The sequence below is a fragment of the Cryobacterium sp. PH29-G1 genome (assembly GCF_030063365.1).
GTDB lineage: Bacteria > Actinomycetota > Actinomycetes > Actinomycetales > Microbacteriaceae > Cryobacterium.
Genome location: NZ_JASISY010000002.1, coordinates 65,541 through 83,183, shown reverse-complemented (window position 1 = coordinate 83,183; position 17,643 = coordinate 65,541). Strand labels below are relative to the sequence as shown.

Annotated in this window: 17 protein-coding genes; 7 read left to right on the top strand and 10 right to left on the bottom strand. The window is 62.1% G+C overall.

Annotation, left to right across the window (positions count from 1 at the left end):
- Window positions 1-168: 168 nt before the first annotated feature.
- The 5 genes from QMK22_RS02820 to ctaE form a co-directional block, all read right to left on the bottom strand.
- The gene (locus tag QMK22_RS02820; RefSeq protein WP_283496120.1) at window positions 169-990 is read right to left on the bottom strand and encodes a methyltransferase domain-containing protein; all 822 of its coding nucleotides are present in this window, start codon (window positions 988-990) and stop codon (window positions 169-171) included.
- A 25-nt stretch (window positions 991-1,015) separates the two neighbouring features.
- The gene (gene qcrB, locus QMK22_RS02815) at window positions 1,016-2,665 is read right to left on the bottom strand and encodes a cytochrome bc1 complex cytochrome b subunit (RefSeq protein WP_283496119.1); all 1,650 of its coding nucleotides are present in this window, start codon (window positions 2,663-2,665) and stop codon (window positions 1,016-1,018) included.
- A complete protein-coding gene (gene qcrA, locus QMK22_RS02810; RefSeq protein ID WP_283496118.1) occupies window positions 2,662-3,738 on the bottom strand; it encodes a cytochrome bc1 complex Rieske iron-sulfur subunit in 1,077 nt (358 codons plus the stop codon). Before qcrA ends, qcrB begins: the two co-directional genes overlap by 4 nt.
- A gap of 94 nt (window positions 3,739-3,832) precedes the next feature.
- Window positions 3,833-4,645: a cytochrome bc1 complex diheme cytochrome c subunit gene (qcrC, locus tag QMK22_RS02805; RefSeq protein WP_283496117.1), complete on the bottom strand. Its 813-nt coding sequence runs from the start codon at window positions 4,643-4,645 to the stop codon at window positions 3,833-3,835.
- 23 nt (window positions 4,646-4,668) lie between these two features.
- Window positions 4,669-5,298, bottom strand: a complete 630-nt coding sequence (gene ctaE / locus QMK22_RS02800; RefSeq protein ID WP_502856914.1) for an aa3-type cytochrome oxidase subunit III — start codon at window positions 5,296-5,298, stop codon at window positions 4,669-4,671.
- A 143-nt stretch (window positions 5,299-5,441) separates the two neighbouring features.
- Between ctaE and trpD the strand changes: the two genes are divergently transcribed.
- Entirely contained in the window at window positions 5,442-6,524 is a 1,083-nt protein-coding gene (trpD, locus tag QMK22_RS02795; protein ID WP_283496115.1) for an anthranilate phosphoribosyltransferase, read from the top strand.
- On the opposite strand, the gene glpK is transcribed toward trpD, so the two are convergent.
- Window positions 6,521-8,035: a glycerol kinase GlpK gene (glpK, locus tag QMK22_RS02790; RefSeq protein ID WP_283496114.1), complete on the bottom strand. Its 1,515-nt coding sequence runs from the start codon at window positions 8,033-8,035 to the stop codon at window positions 6,521-6,523. The two genes, trpD and glpK, sit on opposite strands and share 4 nt — an antisense overlap.
- Window positions 8,036-8,127: 92 nt before the next feature.
- Window positions 8,128-8,892: an MIP/aquaporin family protein gene (locus QMK22_RS02785; RefSeq protein ID WP_283496113.1), complete on the bottom strand. Its 765-nt coding sequence runs from the start codon at window positions 8,890-8,892 to the stop codon at window positions 8,128-8,130.
- A 268-nt stretch (window positions 8,893-9,160) separates the two neighbouring features.
- Here QMK22_RS02785 and dhaK point away from each other — a divergent pair, with 268 nt between their 5' ends.
- The 4 genes from dhaK (at window position 9,161) to QMK22_RS02765 (ending at window position 11,878) form a co-directional block, all read left to right on the top strand.
- Entirely contained in the window at window positions 9,161-10,162 is a 1,002-nt protein-coding gene (gene dhaK, locus QMK22_RS02780) for a dihydroxyacetone kinase subunit DhaK (protein WP_283496112.1), read from the top strand.
- Between the two features lie 12 nt (window positions 10,163-10,174).
- Window positions 10,175-10,861, top strand: a complete 687-nt coding sequence (gene dhaL / locus QMK22_RS02775; RefSeq protein WP_283496111.1) for a dihydroxyacetone kinase subunit DhaL — start codon at window positions 10,175-10,177, stop codon at window positions 10,859-10,861.
- Window positions 10,858-11,580 (top strand): dihydroxyacetone kinase phosphoryl donor subunit DhaM, encoded by a 723-nt coding sequence (dhaM, locus tag QMK22_RS02770; RefSeq protein ID WP_283496110.1) that lies wholly within the window; start codon window positions 10,858-10,860, stop codon window positions 11,578-11,580. The genes dhaL and dhaM overlap by 4 nt, the downstream gene beginning before the upstream one ends.
- 76 nt (window positions 11,581-11,656) lie before the next feature.
- On the top strand, window positions 11,657-11,878 hold the full coding sequence (locus QMK22_RS02765) for a hypothetical protein (protein WP_283496109.1): 222 nt from the start codon (window positions 11,657-11,659) through the stop codon (window positions 11,876-11,878).
- 53 nt (window positions 11,879-11,931) lie between these two features.
- Here the strand turns inward: QMK22_RS02765 and QMK22_RS02760 are convergent, their stop codons facing one another.
- The gene (locus tag QMK22_RS02760; RefSeq protein ID WP_283496108.1) at window positions 11,932-12,351 is read right to left on the bottom strand and encodes a MarR family winged helix-turn-helix transcriptional regulator; all 420 of its coding nucleotides are present in this window, start codon (window positions 12,349-12,351) and stop codon (window positions 11,932-11,934) included.
- A 22-nt stretch (window positions 12,352-12,373) separates the two neighbouring features.
- Here QMK22_RS02760 and QMK22_RS02755 point away from each other — a divergent pair, with 22 nt between their 5' ends.
- Window positions 12,374-13,954, top strand: a complete 1,581-nt coding sequence (locus QMK22_RS02755; protein ID WP_283496107.1) for a DHA2 family efflux MFS transporter permease subunit — start codon at window positions 12,374-12,376, stop codon at window positions 13,952-13,954.
- A gap of 19 nt (window positions 13,955-13,973) precedes the next feature.
- On the opposite strand, the gene QMK22_RS02750 is transcribed toward QMK22_RS02755, so the two are convergent.
- A complete protein-coding gene (locus QMK22_RS02750; RefSeq protein ID WP_283496106.1) occupies window positions 13,974-14,678 on the bottom strand; it encodes a pyridoxamine 5'-phosphate oxidase family protein in 705 nt (234 codons plus the stop codon).
- Window positions 14,679-14,767: 89 nt separating this feature from the next.
- On the opposite strand from QMK22_RS02750, the gene pdxR reads away from it, so the two are divergent.
- A complete protein-coding gene (pdxR, locus tag QMK22_RS02745; protein ID WP_283496105.1) occupies window positions 14,768-16,219 on the top strand; it encodes a MocR-like pyridoxine biosynthesis transcription factor PdxR in 1,452 nt (483 codons plus the stop codon).
- Between the two features lie 320 nt (window positions 16,220-16,539).
- Here pdxR and QMK22_RS02740 read toward each other — a convergent pair whose 3' ends face one another.
- On the bottom strand, window positions 16,540-17,511 hold the full coding sequence (locus QMK22_RS02740) for a bile acid:sodium symporter family protein (RefSeq protein ID WP_283496104.1): 972 nt from the start codon (window positions 17,509-17,511) through the stop codon (window positions 16,540-16,542).
- Window positions 17,512-17,643 lie beyond the last annotated feature (132 nt).

The following is a 17,643-nucleotide window of genomic DNA, read 5'->3' as shown; positions in this document are numbered from 1 at the left end:
TCGGTATCGTGCTTTAACCCGCAAAAGACGGACGAACCGGCCGATTCAGCGGGTTTCCACGCGTGACTGTAATGCTCCAGCAGGCTCGGGCGCCCCGCGGTCCAGGGCGTTGCGCAGCCCAGCGCATGCCTTGGCCACAGCCTCCGGCTGCGGACGCGCGCGCGGGTGTCAGCGGCGGCGGAACCCGAAGATATCGAAGGCGACCGTAACGGAACGATCGGCACTGACAGAGCTATCTGGTGCGGAGCCTGAATGGTGCGAGGACGGGCCCATCCCGATGAGGGACGCTACCTCAGACGGGGAGAGTAGTACCGAACGGTCGAGCTGATGATGTGACTCCAGCCGAAACCAGGCAGCGAGACTGTTGGTCAAATGGGCCGCCTTGTCGGCCTGCATTTCCACAGCCAGGCCCAATTCGCGCAGCTCGCGCAGGTGCGCCGGCTGCGGCACCACGACCACGAGGAGCCCGCCTGCCTGAAGGGCGCGGTGAAATTCGGCGGCGTTGCGTGGTGCAAAAACATTCATGATGACGTCAACGCCGCCGTCGCGGAGGGGGAGCGGTGACCAGACGTCCGCTACCAGCCCGTCAACGCGATCGTGCGAGTGGATGGTGCGCCCCACGGCATTGGGGGAGAGGTCCATGCCCAGCGCGCGCACGTCGTCTCCTGGAGGCACCGCTGCGCCAAGATAATATCCGGTACCGCAGCCGACGTCGAGAATGCGCCGCGGAGATTCACCGGCAACAACGGTGCGAATAATGCTCTGCAGGGGCTCGTACCACCCGGCATCAAGAAACCGATCGCGGGCATCGAGCATGGCAGCACTATCGCCAATAAACTTGCGCGGTCCGGTAAGCAGATTGACGAATCCGCGCTTGTTGACGTCGAAGGAATGACCGTGATCGCATCCCAGCAGCAGATCACCGCGGGGGGAGAGGGGGAGAAAACAGTTCGGGCACCGAAGCCACTCCGATAACGTCTGGAGTGACATCGATGCCCGATCTGTTGGGGTGCTGCTATTTGTCGGTGATCTCCGCGGGGTGATCGCCATGAGCGTGGTTCAGTTCGGTCTGCGTAACCGGTGTGATCCGGTCTTCGAAGAACCAGCGAGACAGACCGGCACGAATCTTCTCGCTCGCACCAATCTTGCCCTGGGCGTTGGGACGCAGCATGAGCGGCTTGAAGTCGCTGTAGCTGACCAGTTTCCAACGCTCGTACTCGTCAACGGGCTGGTGGACCTCGACGAATTCGCCACCGGGGAGGCGCACGATTCGGCCAGACTCATAACCGTGCAGCACGATCTCGCGGTCCTTCTTCTGCAGCGCCAGGCACACGCGCTTGGCGATGAAGAACGCAACGAACGGGCCGAGCAACGTGGTCGCCTGCAGGGTGTGGATGACCCCCTCCATGGTGAGGTGAAAGTGCGTCGCCATGATGTCCGACGATGCCGCTGCCCACAGGGAGGCGTAGAACGTGACACCGGCAGCGCCAATTGCGGTGCGGGTCGGTGCGTTGCGCGGGCGGTCAAGCACGTGGTGCTCACGCTTGTCGCCGGTGATCCATCCTTCGATGAACGGATAGATCATGACGGTAACGATAAACAGTCCGACCACAACCAGCACCAGGAAGATATTGAGCGAGTAGGTGTGATTCAACCAGACGAATTCCCACCCGGTCGGTATCAGACGCATCGCACCGTCGGCGAAACCGATGTACCAGTCGGGCTGGGTTCCGGCAGACACCGGTGAGGGGTCGTACGGGCCGTAATTCCAGATCGGGTTGATCGTGAAGAACGAGGCGATGAGCATGACAACACCGAAGACGATGAAGAAGAACCCACCGGCCTTGGCGGCGTAGACCGGAAGAACCGGGTAACCGACAACGTTTTGGTTGGTGTGCCCGGCGGCCGGGTACTGAGTGTGCTTGTGCACGACCACGAACAGCAGGTGCATGGCAATCAACGCAACGATGATAGCCGGCAGCAACAGGATGTGCAGTGAGTACAACCGTCCGACGATGTCGGTACCGGGGAATTCTCCACCGAAGAGGAGGAAGGAAACCCAGGTACCAGCGACGGGGATGCCCTTGATCAGACCATCGATGATGCGAAGTCCGTTGCCGGACAGCAGGTCGTCGGGGAGGGAGTAGCCGGTGAAGCCTTCGGCCATGGCCAGGATGAAGAGCACGAAGCCGATAACCCAGTTGAGCTCGCGCGGCTTGCGGAATGCACCCGTGAAGTAAATGCGCAGCATGTGGAGGCCGATGGACGCCACGAAGAGCAAGGCCGCCCAGTGGTGTACCTGACGCATGAGCAGGCCACCGCGAATGTCGAACGAGATGTCCATTGTCGAGGACATGGCCGCAGACATCGGGATGCCCTTGAGGGGCGCGTAAGAGCCGTCGTAGATGACCTCGGCCATCGACGCCTGAAAGAAGAAGGTCAGGAATGAGCCCGACAGCAGAATGATGACGAAGCTGTACAGCGCCACCTCACCGAGAAGAAACGACCAGTGGTCGGGGAAGATCTTACGGCCCAGTTCCTTGACGGCGCCCGAGATGCTCGTGCGTTCGTCAATGTAGTTGGCCGCGGCGGCTGTGAAGCCTCCGGTTTTCTTCGCCCCGACAGCTTGATCCTCAGCGGATTCGCGGGTGGTTAACGTTGTCATGCTCGCTCCCAGAAACTCGGGCCGACGGGTTCAGTGAAATCGCTCTGCGCGATCAGGTAGCCCTCAGCATCCACGGCGATCGGGAGCTGGGGTAGTGCCCGTTTGGCCGGTCCGAAGATGACCTTGCAGTGATTCTCAACATCGAACTGCGACTGGTGGCACGGGCAAAGAAGATGGTGCGTGTGCTGCTCGTAGAGAGCGACCGGGCACCCGACGTGGGTGCAAATTTTGGAATAGGCCACGATTCCGTCGTACGACCACGACTTGCGGTCCTCCTCTTCGACGAGGTCAGCGGGATCCATACGAATGAGCAGAACTGCCGCTTTCGCTTTTTCTTCCAGCCGACCGTGTTCCATCTCGGACAGGCCCTCGGGAATGACATGGAAGGAGGAACCGAGCGTGACATCCGATGCCTTGATCGGGGTCCCGCTCGGGTCCATGGTGAGGCGAACGCCCTTTTTCCACATGGTCTCGCCGAGGAGTGCGACCGGGTCCTGATCCATCGGGCCGAGGCCACGGAAGAGGACAACTGCCGGGAGGGGGAAGACGACCAGGGCGCCGATCAGGCTGTTGCGAATGAGCGTCCGGCGACCGAAGCCAGATTCCTCATTGGCCTGCTGAAAGATCTCAACCGCACGCGCACGCACGGGTTCGGTCCCGCGCACCGGGTGACGTTCGTCGACACCTTCATGATCGCTCATGAGGGCCTTGCCCCAGTGCACGGCTCCGATACCGATGGCGAGCAACGCGAGGCTGAGTCCGATCCCGATAAACAGGTTGTTCAGGCGAACGGAGCCCGGGTCTTCGGCAACGATCGGAAAAGCCATGTACGCGGCGATTGCGAAGACACTGCCAACGATGGACACGTAGAACAACGTGTACACGGTGCGCTCAGCCTTGCGCTCTTCCTTGTGGTCAAGGTCAGTGATGCGCGGACGGTGCGGCGGGAATCCTGGGTTGACCAGGGCGTCCGGTGTAACGACGGCTGTGCTTGCGGCGGATGTCGCGAGCTGCGCGCCAGGCGAGTCGGCGGCGGCGGTTACGTCCTCCGCGCCGTTATCGTCCTTGGCCATTGTTCTCCTTCGTGGGCTGTGTAAATACTCTGCGCGGGATGTGAGGCGCCGTTCAATCGGAACTGAACGGCGCGTCACACCCGAATTTTGGTGCTTAGTTTGATTTTGCGGTGATCCACACGGTGAGGGCCACGATTGCGCCCAGTCCGAAGATCCAGATGAAGAGGCCTTCAGCTACCGGCCCCAAGGAACCGAGTGCCAATCCGCCCGGAGACGGGTTGTCCTCGACGTACTTGAGGTAGGTGATGATGTCGCGCTTGTCTTCGGGGGTGATGTTCATGTCGTTGAAGACCGGCATGTTCTGCGGGCCGGTGATCATGGCCTCGTAGATGTGCTGGGCGGAAACGTTCTCGATCGCGGGGGCGAACTTACCCTCCGTGAGCGCGCCACCGGCGCCGGCCACGTTGTGGCACATGGCGCAGTTGATGCGGAACAGTTCGGCACCGGTCGCAGCGTTGCCGGCGGCGTCGAGCAGTTCAGCGGCCGGAACGGCGGGGCCAGGAGCGAGCGAGGCGACGTAAGCGGCCAGAGCGGCGGTCTGCTCGGTCGTGAACTGCACGGGCTTCTTTTGAGCCTGCGGACCCTGCATCTGCATCGGCATCCGGCCGGTTCCGACCTGAAAGTCGACCGAGGCGGCGCCCACGCCGATCAGGCTGGGTCCTTCTGACGAACCCTGGGCGCTCAGGCCGTGGCAGGTGGCGCAGTTGGCAGCGAAGAGCTTTTCGCCCTCGGCAATGGTCTGCTGTGACGAGGCATCCGTGGTGGCAACAGCGGTACTCGAGCTGAAGGCCACATAGGCGCCACCGGTGAAGAGCAGCCCGATGGCGATGAGAGCAACGCTGGCGAGCGGATGGCGCCGTCCGGTTTTACGTGTCCGGCGTGCGCGAGGAGATTTGATCGTGGTCATGCTGAAGTAGTCCGTTCCTGTTTCTATTTAAGAACGTAGATGACCAGGAAGAGCCCGATCCAGACGACGTCGACGAAGTGCCAGTAGTAAGAAACCACGATGGCGCTGGTGGCTTCCTTGTGGCCGAAGTTCTTAACCGCGAAGCCGCGACCAATAACGAGGAGAAAGGCGAGCAAGCCGGCGGTCACGTGGATGCCGTGGAAGCCGGTCGTGATGTAGAAGGCAGACCCATAAGCATTCGACGAGAGCGAGATTCCCTCCGATACCAAGGTGGCGTATTCAAACACCTGACCGGTAACGAAGATAGCGCCGAGCGCGTACGTGAGGAAGAACCACTCGACCATTCCCCACTCACTCGGCTTCCAGCCGGTCGAGCGCGCCTGCAGCCGTTCGGCGGCAAACACTCCGAACTGGCAGGTCACCGAGGACGACACCAGGATGAGCGTATTGATCAACGCGAAGGTGAAGTTGTGCTTATCGGCCTCGAAAAGCCAGAGCTCGGGGGAGGTTGAACGGAGCGTGAAGTAGATTGCGAAGAGCCCCGCGAAAAACATCACCTCGCTGCCCAACCACACAATGGTGCCCACAGCCACGCTGTTGGGCCGGTTCACGACGGGCGCACTCGCCGTCTGAGTAATTGAGGTGCTGGTCACCCCTCCATTATGGCCGATATTCCCACAGGTTTTTCTCATTCAGGCGTGCGAGTGCGAGTTTTCACCCCGTTTTGGTGGACTATTTCGGCGTGCGAAGGGCGTGAATTCGGGGGAGTTGGGCCTGTTCTTCTAAGATCGGAATCATGCTTGAATCGCAGTCTTGGCCGAACATATTAAATTCCCTTCTCGACGGACGGGACCTGAGCGTGGCGGATGCCGCCTGGAGCATGGAACGAATCATGCTCGGGGAGGCCACTCCGTCTCAACTGGGCGCTTTCCTGGTGGCACTTCGCGCCAAGGGTGAGACCGTTGACGAAATTGTTGGATTCCGCGATGCAATCCTCGATCAGGCAATTGCACTGCCCGTTGACCCCATGGCCCTGGATATCGTCGGCACCGGTGGAGACCAGTTCGGCACCGTGAATATTTCTACAATGGCGTCAATCGTGTGCGCTGCGGCCGGCGTGCCCATCGTCAAGCACGGCAACCGGGCCGCGAGCTCAGCCTCCGGGTCATCGGACGTTTTGGGTGCATTGGGCATTGATCTCTCGCACGACGCAGCGCGGGTCGCCGAAGTCTTCACGGAGACAGGAATCACCTTTGCCTTCGCAGCGGCCTTTCACCCCGGATTTCGGCACGCAGCGCTCACTCGCAAAGAACTTGGCATACCGACCGTATTCAATTACTTAGGCCCGCTGTGCAACCCGGCGAGGCCCGAGGCATCCGCCGTCGGTGTCGCGAGCCTCGATCGCGTACCGCTCTTCGTTGGCGTGTTTCAAACGCGTGGCGCGACCGCCCTGGTATTCCGGGGTGACGATGGACTCGACGAAATGACGACCACCGGTCATAGCCACGTGTGGGAAGTCTCGCGCGGACTCGTAACCGAACACGACATCGACCCGCGCGATCTCGGCATTCAGCGTGCGCAGATCAGCGATCTCATCGGCGGTTCGCCCGAGCACAACGCGCACGTCGTACAATCCGTCCTCTCGGGCGAGCCCGGGCCGATCCGCGATATCGTCCTGCTCAACGCCGCCGCTGGACTCGTTGCGTTCGATCTCGCCCAGGACGCCTCCCAGGTTCAGGTTGCCATTCTTGATCGTTTTCGCAACAAATTGGCCGTGGCCGCCGAAGCCATCGATTCCGGCGCGGCCACGGCCAAGCTGTCAGCGTGGATTGCAGCGACCCAGCTCTCACCAGCGGACCGCAGTGTAGGTGGCCGCTAACGCACGTCGTCGTCGACCCAACCGAAGGTCTTCGTAACGGCCTTCTTCCAGTTTCGCAGTTGGCGATTGCGCTCGTCTTCGTCCATGTTCGGCGTCCAGCGACTGTCTTCCTGCCAATTGGTGCGCAGTTCATCCAGTCCACTCCAGAATCCGACTGCGAGGCCGGCGGCATAAGCGGCGCCCAGTGCCGTCGTCTCCGCCACAACCGGGCGAACGACGGGAACGCCGAGAATATCGGCCTGAAATTGCATGAGTAGGTTATTGGCGATCATGCCGCCGTCAACCTTGATCTCGGTGAGGGGAACACCCGAGTCGGCATTGACCGCGTCGATGACCTCTCGGGTCTGAAATGCCGTCGCTTCGAGAGCCGCACGAGCGATGTGGCCCTTGTTCACGAATCGAGTGAGTCCCACCAGTGCGCCGCGAGCGTCGGAACGCCAGTATGGCGCGAACAAGCCCGAAAATGCCGGTACAAAATAGGCACCGCCGTTGTCATCAACCGTTTTCGCCAGGGTCTCAATTTCGGCCGCCGAACTGATCATGCCGAGATTGTCACGCATCCACTGCACGAGCGATCCGGTCACCGCGATGGATCCTTCCAAGGCATAGTGCGGGGCATCATCGCCGAGCTTGTAGCCGAGGGTGGTGAGCAGCCCGTTCTTGGAGTGCACGATCTCCGTGCCGGTGTTGAAAATGAGGAAGTTGCCGGTGCCGTAGGTGTTCTTGGCTTCGCCCTGGTCGAACGCGGCCTGACCGAACGTCGCGGCCTGCTGGTCGCCGAGGATACCTGCAACGGGAACCTCACGCAGCAGGCTTGAGCTGTGCGCCGTACCGTACACCTCCGACGATGAGCGGATGGCAGGCAGCATCGACTTGGGCACGTCGAAGATGGCCAGAATCTCCTCGTCCCACTGCAAGGTTTCCAGATCCATAAACAGGGTGCGGCTCGCGTTGGTCACGTCCGTCGCGTGCACACCGCCGTCCACTCCGCCGGTCAGGTTCCACAGCACCCAGGAATCAGTTGTGCCGAAGAGCAGGTCCCCGGCATCGGCCTTGGCCCGTGCTCCCTCGACGTTTTCGAGGATCCAGACGATTTTCGTGCCGGAGAAATAGGTGGCGAGGGGCAACCCGACCGTCTTTTTGAACCGTTCAACACCGCCGTCAGCGGCGAGGCGGTCCACGATGGGCTGAGTGCGGGTATCCTGCCAAACGATCGCGTTGTAGACGGGAACACCGGTCGTCTTGTCCCATACCACGGCCGTTTCACGCTGATTGGTGATGCCGATTGCCGCTATGGAGTGACGCGTGAGGTTGGCCTTGGACAGCGCCTGCCCGATCACTTCGCGGGTGTTGTCCCAGATTTCTTTGGGATCGTGCTCGACCCAGCCAGCCTGAGGAAATATTTGTTCGTGTTCCAGTTGCCCGGTAGACACGATCGATCCGGCCTTGTCGAAGATGATGGCCCGGGAACTCGTGGTGCCCTGGTCAATGGCGAGAATGTAGTCAGTCATTGGTAGATGTCCTCTGAGTAGATGGTTGACGGTTCCGGTGTCGTCACGCGACAACGGGCCGGTTCGACGTCGAACCGGCCCGTTCAATCAGGTCAGGTGAGTAGGGGAAGCAGAATCAGTGCGGACCAACCGGCAAGCAGTCCGCCAATGATGGGGCCGACGACGGGAACCCAGGAATAGGCCCAGTCCGAGCTGCCCTTACCCTTGATGGGCAGAATGAAGTGCGCGATCCGGGGCCCGAGGTCACGGGCCGGGTTGATCGCGTATCCGGTCGGGCCGCCGAGCGATGTACCGATGACAATAACGAGGAGGGCGACCGGTAGTGCTCCGAGCGACGCCAACCCCCCGTTGTCGCCCTGCCGGTTGCCACCGAAGGCAATGACGACGAAGACCAGCACGAAGGTACCGATGATTTCGGTGACAAGGTTCCAGCCATAGGAGCGGATGGCCGGTCCGGTGGAGAAGACGCCGAGTTTGTTGGCCGCGTCCGGTTCGGCATCGAAGTGCTGCTTGTAGGCCAGCCAGCAGGCAACGGCGCCGAGGATGGCGCCGATCATCTGACCGCCGATATAGACGAGCACCGAGACGACATTGACGGGAACGCCCATACCGAATTCAGTGGCACCGTTGGCGACGAGACCCAGGGTGACCGCCGGGTTGATGTGCGCCCCTGACCGGTAGGCGACCACAACACCCGCGAACACTGCGAAACCCCAGCCGATGGTCACCATGAGGAACCCACCGCCGACGCCCTTGTTCTTTGCTAAAGCGACGTTGGCGACGACGCCGGTTCCAAGGAGAACCAGCATGGCGGTGCCGACGACCTCCGAGATGAATACAGCTCCGATATTTTCCACGAGAACCTTTCTGGTCAGGCCGGGGATGCCGAAGCGGCCCCTCTGCGGTGAGCGGTTGGCAACAACATAGCGCGGGGTGCCATTGGGGGGAATAGGCTGGTGGAGTTCGTTCCCGCCATTTACCCAGCGCGGTCACAGCGCGTATGTTGACCGTGGGGCCGTGGCTTCGGTGGGCAATGCTGCCCGTACTCGCTGTGGCCCACCTCCCGGTAGAAATCTCGAGACGAACCCCGATACGACCCCGGCATCACCAAGTGAATGGATGGTCATGAAGAAGCTCATCAACGATCCCAAGAACGTCGTCAACGAGGCCGCCGCCGGCTTCGAAGCTGCCCATGCCGATATTGTGCGGGTGTCGCACGACCCGATCTTCATTGTGCGACACGATGCACCCGTCCAGGGCAAAGTGGGAATCGTCAGCGGCGGTGGCAGCGGTCATGAACCGCTGCACAGCGGTTTCGTCGGCTACGGCATGCTGGATGCTGCGGTACCCGGACCTGTCTTCACGTCGCCCACACCCGACCCGATCGTGGCGGCGACCCAGGCCGTCAATGGTGGCGCCGGCGTGCTGCACATCGTGAAGAATTACACCGGCGACGTGCTGAACTTTGAGACTGCCGCCGATTTGGCATCCGCTGAAGGAATCGACGTGCGGGCTGTCGTGATCAACGATGACGTCGCCGTGAAGGACTCGCTCTATACGGCCGGCCGCCGCGGCGTAGCCGGAACGGTGCTCGTCGAAAAGATTGCCGGGGCCGCCGCCGAGCGCGGCGACGATCTCGATGCCGTTGTTGCTGTGGCCGAGAAGGTGAATTCGCGCGTGCGTACGATGGGCGTCGCGCTGACCCCGTGTGTCGTGCCCCATGCGGGGGAACCGAGCTTTGTGCTCGCCGACGATGAAATTGAGATTGGAATTGGCATTCACGGTGAGCCGGGACGCGAGCGGATCAAGCTCGAGCCCGCCGATGCCATCGTTGACCGACTACTTGGCCCCATCCTCGAAGACTTGCCTTTTGACAACGGTGATGAGGTGCTGCTGCTCGTCAACGGGATGGGCGGCACACCGCAGATCGAACTGTACATCGTGTTCCGCCGGGCCGCAGAAGTGCTGAAAGAACACGGCATCACGGTCACTCGCAGTCTGGTGGGTAACTTCACGACGAGTCTCGAAATGGCGGGGGCGTCCATCTCCGTTCTTAAACTGGATGATGAACTCACGACCCTGTGGGACGCGCCGGTGCAAACAGCGGCACTACGGTGGGGACGGTAGAAGGAGAACCAGATGAGCGTGGAATCACACACCAGCCCGGATCAACCACAGTCAGCAGCGACGTTGGATACCGCGTGGACGCTCCGGTGGATTCGACAGGGTGCCGAAGTGTTGGCGGCCAACCGCCCCGCTCTGAATACCCTCGACCGGGACATCGGCGATGGTGATCACGGGGAAAACATGGATCGAGGATTTCAGGCGGTTCTGCCCAAACTCGACGCCCTGGCCGATGAAACTCTCCCCGGAGCAGTATTGAAGCTCGTCGCCACGACCCTGATCTCCACCGTCGGCGGCGCCGCCGGACCGCTGTATGGCACGGCATTTCTTAAAGCGGCCGGTGCCGTCGCTGCAGCGGATGGGATCGACGCCGCCGCGCTGGTTGCCGTGCTGACGGCGGCCCGCGACGGCATCGTGCTGCGCGGCAAAGCCGAGTCCGGCGACAAAACCATGATCGATTCCTGGACACCGGCTGTGGACGCGGCGGCCGCCGCACACGCAGCCGGTTCTGGCGTGGGCGACATCCTGCTCGCCGCCGCCGATGCTGCCGCGCAGGGCGCCGTCGACACGGAGCCGCTGGTGGCACGAAAGGGCCGAGCAAGCTACCTCGGTGAACGCGCGATCGGGCACCGCGATCCGGGTGCCCAATCGACGGCCTTGCTGCTGCGCGCTGCTGCCGACGTCGCGACGGTGACCGAATGATCGAAGCGGCATCCGCTGACCGCGTCGGCCTTGTTTTCGTGTCGCACAGCGAGAAGATCGCCAACGGACTCGTCGAACTGGCCCGTCAGATGGCACCGACCGTGCATCTCGTCGCCGCGGGTGGCACGGACTCCGGTGGGATCGGAACGAGCTTTGAGAAGATCAGTGACGGAATCACGCAGGCGAACACGGGCGGCGGCGTGGTGATCCTCTGCGACCTCGGCTCGGCCATCCTGACCGCGGAAACAGCCCGTGATTTTCTCGACGAGCCCGAGCAAAACCAGGTGCTTATCGTTGACGCTCCGCTCGTCGAGGGCGGTGTGTCCGCAGCTGTGGCTGCCGAGACCGGGGGAGACCTGAAAGCAGTGATGGCTGCCGCGCAGAGCGCGTTTCGGACGAACAGCACAACCACTAGCGCCGCCGAGCCTGATGCGTCGCCGGCGAGCGGAGATTCCACTATGGAATCAATCTCACGCACCGTGACCCTGACCAATAAGGACGGCCTGCATGCGCGGCCGGCGGCCGAATTCGTGACCTTGGCGAGTTCTTTTTCCGTTCCGATCACCGTGAATGGAACAGATGCGGACAGCCTGCTGAGCATCATGGCGCTGGGGCTATCCCGGGGGAGTACCGTGCTGCTGTCGTCACCGGACCCCTCTGCCGGGCCGGCAATCAATGCCCTGGCCGAACTGCTGGAATCCGGCTTCGGCGAAGACTAACGCTCCACCAGCTCAGTTCGACAAGTTCCCCGGGAACATGCGTGTGGTTTTGTTCAATCGGGCGTATCTTAACGGCATGAATCAGGACGGGAACACCTCGAGCAGTCCAGACACACAGCACGACAACGACATGAAATCCTGCCCGATCTGCGGTCATGCCATGCGTGAACACACGATCGATCATTCATCGCGAAATACCGTCGTTAACTGTCCGGTTCCTCACCCGGGAGCCTGGGACCGCGACGCCTTTGAACCGGTCAATGAGTTTGGCATGGTGATTCACAAGGCAGACACCTGATTTTCGTCGATCACCCCGGTCTCACGAAGCACCCGAGCCCCTATTTGTTCTCGTCAGCCGACCCGGTTCTCATGAGCCTGAATTATCTGCACGAGCTTGGCGCGAAGAATTTCCTGTTCACCGACGTCGGGAAACAGGTCAGCTTCAATCGTGCGGGTGACGCGGAAGACCGATGATCCCGCATCGGTTATGGAGACGCGTTGCCGCCGACCGTCGCCCGGGTCACGTCGGCGAGTGACATGCCCGGCACGTTCGAGACGATCGATCGTGCGCGACATGGTCTGATTTCCCACCTTAGCCAGCACCGCCAGCTCAGTTTGGCTACGCGGGCCTTCCGAGAGGAAGTGCAGGACGATCACACCGGCGTGGGTGAGCCCGTGTGCCGCGAGTGCTTCTTGCCACCCGTTCTCGACCTGGCGCGAGGCTGTCGAGAGCAATCGGCCGATCGGCCATTTTGTGATGTCGTCCGGCACGTAGCCATGCTATCTTATCGGAATGGTCAGCCAGCTTACTAATTCTTCGAAGGTCACCCATCGTCGCCGGTGGATCGGTCTCGTCTTCATCAGCATCGCCGTTGCTCTCATTATTGTTGACTCGACCATCGTCAACGTTGCGATCCCCTCGATCGTAAACGATCTCACCATTACCTCGACGCAGGTGCAGTGGGTGCAGGAAAGTTACACGCTCGTCTTCGCCGCCCTGCTGCTCGTCTTCGGCACGCTGGCCGACCGCTTCGGCCGCCGCAGGCTCCTGCTCGGAGGCGTCACGATCTTCGCCCTATCGTCAGTATTCGCGGCACTCGCGCAATCCGGCGACCTGCTGATCGGCGCCCGGGTCTTGCAGGGCGTCGGTGGCGCAATGATCCTGCCCACGACACTCTCGATCATCAACGCGACTTTCCGCGGTAAAGAACGTGGCATCGCATTCGCGATCTGGGGTTCGACAATCGGGGGCATGGCCGCTGTCGGACCGTTACTTGGCGGCTTCCTCACCACCTATTTTTCCTGGCGGTGGGCATTCGGCATCAACGTCCCCCTGGGTGTAATCATCATCGTCGGGCTGTTGGTCTACGTCACCGAATCCAGGGAAACCAACACGCAGACCATCGACCTGATCGGGGCCGTGCTTGCCATACTCACGACGGCATCCCTCGTCTTCGGCCTCATTGAAGGCCGCACCTACGGCTGGTGGGCCAGCGACACTCCACCCTCCTGGTGGAGCCTGGATGTGTCGCCCATCCCGTTCACCTTCGCCGTCACGCTTGCCTCCGGTTTCGCGTTCGTCTGGTGGGGACGACGTCGTCAGAAAGCCGGACGCAGCACCCTCATAGCATTTTCGCTGTTCAGTATCGCTTCATTTCGAAACGGCAACATCGCTGCGATGATCGTCTCGCTCGGCGAGTTCGGCATAATTTTGTCGTTGCCCCTCTGGCTGCAAAATGTGCTCGGCTATGACGCTCTGCACACCGGTTTCGTGCTGCTGGCCCTCGCCGTGGGATCCTTCGTCGCGTCAGGATTCGCGGGGGCCACGAGCAATCGTTTTTCACCCGTCATGATCGTGCGCGCAGGTATCGTCGCCGAGATTATCGGAGTCGCGGGCATCGGCCTCGCCATCGCATCAGACACCCCCTGGTACGCGATCGTGCCATTTTTGTTCGTCTATGGCTTTGGGGTCGGGCTCGCGACAGCACAGCTGACGGGTGTCATCCTCAAGGATATCCCGGTGGAGCAGAGCGGGCAGGGGTCGGGGACGCAGAGCACCGCACGCCAGGTGGGCTCGGCCCTCGGCATCGCCATTCTCGGTACGATCCTGTTCTCCAGCGTTGGCGGTATCCTCGATGCGAAACTCGACGGTGTGCCGGAATCCCAGCGAACCGCCATCGTGACCGCCGTTGTTGAGAGCGCCGGCACGGCCATCCCCTCGATTGCTGACCCGGATACCGCCCTAGCGGCAAGAGATGCCTTTAGCGAGGGTACCCGCAACGCGGCCTTTGCCGCCGCCGGTTTTCTCGCACTCGGCTTTGCAGCCACGCTCCGACTCGACGGGCGGCGAGATCCGGAGGAGGCCCAGTCCTGACGTGGCATCCAGGCTGCGGCTAATGCAGTGCGGCGGGAAGTACTGCGGCGGTAGCGCAATCGCACTGTCGAAGCACGGACGCCGGGAACGGCGTCTCCGCGGCGGTCAGCGGTGACGTAATCGGCGCCGTCGCGCGAATGGACATGGGCACGACTCCTGCCCAGACACCGTGGTCCTCGCCGTCATCGAGGCTTTCGCTCGGGGGCCCAGTTCGTACCTTCATACTCACTTCGTCGAGCGGGATCCGCAATATGACCGTCGCCGCCCGCTCCCGGCGCGTCATCGGCCGCACTTCCTGGCCACGGCCGGGCATAAGGTGCTCCGAGAGCACGAGCAGCGCCTGTTCCTTCTCCTCCTCCGGCACAGGGCGAGGAACGCCATAGATCACGGCGCTTCGATAGTTCATGCTGCTGTCAAAGAGGTTACGGGCGTAAACCAGCCCGTCGAGCGCGGCAACACTCAGTCCCAGGCCCGAACCTGCTGCCGCGTGACGCAGCAGCCCCCCTCCGCTCGAACCATGAATGAGCACACTGTCGCCGTCGCGCGCGAACGCAAGGGGAATCATAAGGGGGTCCCCGTCAACAACGAGGGAAGCGTGCGAGAGAATCTGACTGTCCAGCAGGGCGTAGAGCGCGGTGCGGTCCACAACCTGCTGAGCGGGCAGGCGGCCGACCCTCGTACGAGGCGTAATAGGCAGGGGCTCGGCTGCGCTTGAGAGTGTCATATCACTATGCTGATGCTGCAACTGGATTACCAAAAGATCCAGCTTGTCCAATATCTATTGGTCCAGTCTGTCGGGCAAGGAGCCGATCCATGCTGTATTTCCCCACAATCACCCTCGACCGTTCGGGCAGCACGTCGTTGAGCTCCCAAATTGCCGTCCGGCTGCGGAGCAGCATTTTGCTGGGGGAGGTGCGTTCGGGGGAGAGCCTTCCGTCGACCCGCGCTCTCGCCGCCGTGCTGGGCATCTCCCGGGGGAGTGTTGTCACGGCCTACGACCAGCTCAGCGGGGAAGGATACCTGGTTAGCACGCAGGGCGCACCGACGCGGGTGGCGGTCTTGTTACGCGGTGATCCCTACCAGAAGCCACCGTCATCCGTTGCGGCATCCTCCCGCGGGCAGGACACCGATCTGATTGATCTGACACCGGGGTACCCATCGACCCACCGCTTGTCCGGGCCATCCTGGAGCGCCGCATGGCGTACCGCTGCTGCGCGCCCCATTCCGCACACCGAGCCTCCGCTGCAGGGAACACGGGCCCTGCGCATCAAAATCGCTGAGCACCTCCGCCACGCCCGGGGCGTACTCTGTGCTGCCGAGGATATTGTGGTCACGGCGGGGACGAGTGAGGCACTCGCACTGGTCGCCCTGGCGCTGGGGGAGTCGCGCAGAAGCGGCGCGCAGCCCGAATCCGAACCGATCCCAGCCCCCGTCGTCGCCGTGGAAACACCGGGCTATCCCGCCGCCGCGCGGGTCCTGCGGCGGCTCGGGGCGATACTTCTGCCCATTCCGGTTGAACCCGACGGAATGCCGACAACCATCCTGGAAGATCAAGCCAGCCCGCCCGACGCCGTATTGGTTACTCCCAGCCATCAGTATCCGCTCGGCGGACGACTCCCGGTGGACGCCCGGCTTCGTCTGCTGCGCTGGGCGGGTCACCACAACGCGTGGGTGCTCGAAGATGACTATGACAGCGAGTTTCGACACGTCGGACCGCCGCTTCCGGCTCTAGCCTCACTCGATACAGATGGTCGCGTCGTACTTATTGGCAGTTTTTCTAAGATTTTGACGCCGTGGTTGCGTCTGGGCTATATCGTCATGCCGGAACGGCAGGCCGTTCGCGCCGCGCTGCTGGCAGTGCGGCGCGACCTGCCGTGCCCGGTGTCTGGAGTCTTGCAGGATGCGGCGACCGAGTTACTGGCAACGGGTGCCGTCCGCCGCCATATCGCTGCCGTGCGACGCGACTACGCGCACCGCCGGAATCTGGTACTGGACGCACTGTCGAACCATGCCGGAACCACGTTGACCGCTCTGGATGGCGGCCTGCACGCCGTACTCGAAGTGACCGACCAGGCAACGGCACGGGCGGCAGTACGTGAATTGCTCAACCGGGGGATCCGAGTCGTGAACCTGGAGACTTATTCCGCCTTGCCCGACGGTGCTGCCGTTCCTGCCGGGCTGGTCTTTGGCTACGCCGCGAGTACGGACACCGGGCTGGCACGTGCTCTCGGCCATATTCGGGAGGTCACGACACGCCGTTATTGAATCTGCGGCGGCAGGCGATTTTTGAGTGGACCTTAGGACTACTTGACATAATGTGCATTATCGGTCATGCCAGCATGCCTGGACGATGCGGCCGAGCCGCAGGGCGCACGCGCAGACGACACGTGCCTGCAACGCGGCAACTCACAGCGCTCGTCATCACTCACGCGAGGTCGCCGCGGTCACGCCCATCCCGGTCAGGCGAATGGCCAAAACTCACCGACACGACTCAGTGAATTGTAATTCACTGAATATCGAATCAATGAAGATAACTCAGTGCAGATGGCTCAGCGAGAATGGCTCGCTTCTCGGGCCGGCTGATTTCAGGCGGACGTGTGGCTGAACTCCGACGCGGGTGTTTCGGCCACCGGCACGCTCTTGCGGGACCAATAGCTGGCCAGCAGCGAACCGGACACGTTGTGCCAGACCGAGAAGATGGCTGCGGGCAGCGCGGCCACCGGGTTGAAATGTGCCACGGCCAGTGCCGCGGCAAGTCCGGAATTCTGCATGCCCACCTCGATGCTGATGGCCCGGCGGCTGGCGATAGGCAACTTGAAAATGCGGCCGATCAAGTACCCGAGGGTGTATCCGAGCGAGTTGTGCAAAACCACGGCAACCACGACCAGGATGCCGACCGACAGCAGGGTGGACGAGCTGGCAGCCACCACGGCCATGACCACGACGGTGATGCTGGCCACGGATACGAGCGGCAGCACATCCAGGAATTTCTCAACCAGGCGCGGCAGCAGCATGCGCAGGAGCAGTCCAGCAAGCACCGGGGCGAGCACAATTTTCAGGATGGAGATGAAGAGCGCTCCGGGGTCAACGGCCAAGAATTCCCCGGCCAGGACGAGCACGAGCATGGGCGTGAGAATCGGCGCGAGAAGGGTGGAGACCGTGGTCATCGCAACCGACAGCGCGGTGTCGCCCTTGGACAGGTAGACCATGACGTTGGACGAAGTTCCGCCGGGCGACGCGCCCACCAAAATCATGCCGGCCGTCAGCAGCGGCGACAGATCGAGCGCGACCGCGATGCCGAGTCCGAGCAGTGGCATCACGAGGTATTGCGCGGCCACGCCGAGCAACAGCGGCCAAGGGCGCCGGGCCACGATGGCGAAGTCCACCGGCCGAAGTGTCATCCCCATGCCGAGCATGATGATGGACAGCAGCCACGGGATGGCCACGGTCAAGCCCGAGAACGTGTCGGGAGTGACGAGTGCCAGACCACCGGCTGCCAGGACGATCAGTGCGAACCAACGCCCGATGAACGCGCTGATCGTGCGGATGCGATGCATGTGAAACCCCCATAGGTGCGGAAATACCGGTCACGCCCTGCGTGCCCGAGCATCACGCTACCAAATGTCGAGCGGCGGACGTGCCGTCAGGAACGGCTGCCCTCCGGTACGAGCACCGTCCAACGTGGACGG

What these genes read in the sequence shown, in the direction of transcription:
- QMK22_RS02765 (WP_283496109.1), top strand. Translation starts at nt 11,657, where the DNA reads ATGAATCAGGACGGGAACACCTCGAGCAGTCCAGACACACAGCACGAC.
- glpK (WP_283496114.1), bottom strand. Translation starts at nt 8,035, where the DNA reads ATGACTGACTACATTCTCGCCATTGACCAGGGCACCACGAGTTCCCGG.
- QMK22_RS02755 (WP_283496107.1), top strand. Translation starts at nt 12,374, where the DNA reads ATGGTCAGCCAGCTTACTAATTCTTCGAAGGTCACCCATCGTCGCCGG.
- qcrC (WP_283496117.1), bottom strand. Translation starts at nt 4,645, where the DNA reads ATGACCACGATCAAATCTCCTCGCGCACGCCGGACACGTAAAACCGGA.
- dhaM (WP_283496110.1), top strand. Translation starts at nt 10,858, where the DNA reads ATGATCGAAGCGGCATCCGCTGACCGCGTCGGCCTTGTTTTCGTGTCG.
- qcrB (WP_283496119.1), bottom strand. Translation starts at nt 2,665, where the DNA reads ATGACAACGTTAACCACCCGCGAATCCGCTGAGGATCAAGCTGTCGGG.
- dhaL (WP_283496111.1), top strand. Translation starts at nt 10,175, where the DNA reads ATGAGCGTGGAATCACACACCAGCCCGGATCAACCACAGTCAGCAGCG.
- trpD (WP_283496115.1), top strand. Translation starts at nt 5,442, where the DNA reads ATGCTTGAATCGCAGTCTTGGCCGAACATATTAAATTCCCTTCTCGAC.
- pdxR (WP_283496105.1), top strand. Translation starts at nt 14,768, where the DNA reads ATGCTGTATTTCCCCACAATCACCCTCGACCGTTCGGGCAGCACGTCG.
- dhaK (WP_283496112.1), top strand. Translation starts at nt 9,161, where the DNA reads ATGAAGAAGCTCATCAACGATCCCAAGAACGTCGTCAACGAGGCCGCC.
- qcrA (WP_283496118.1), bottom strand. Translation starts at nt 3,738, where the DNA reads ATGGCCAAGGACGATAACGGCGCGGAGGACGTAACCGCCGCCGCCGAC.
- QMK22_RS02740 (WP_283496104.1), bottom strand. Translation starts at nt 17,511, where the DNA reads ATGCATCGCATCCGCACGATCAGCGCGTTCATCGGGCGTTGGTTCGCA.
- QMK22_RS02750 (WP_283496106.1), bottom strand. Translation starts at nt 14,678, where the DNA reads ATGACACTCTCAAGCGCAGCCGAGCCCCTGCCTATTACGCCTCGTACG.
- QMK22_RS02820 (WP_283496120.1), bottom strand. Translation starts at nt 990, where the DNA reads ATGTCACTCCAGACGTTATCGGAGTGGCTTCGGTGCCCGAACTGTTTT.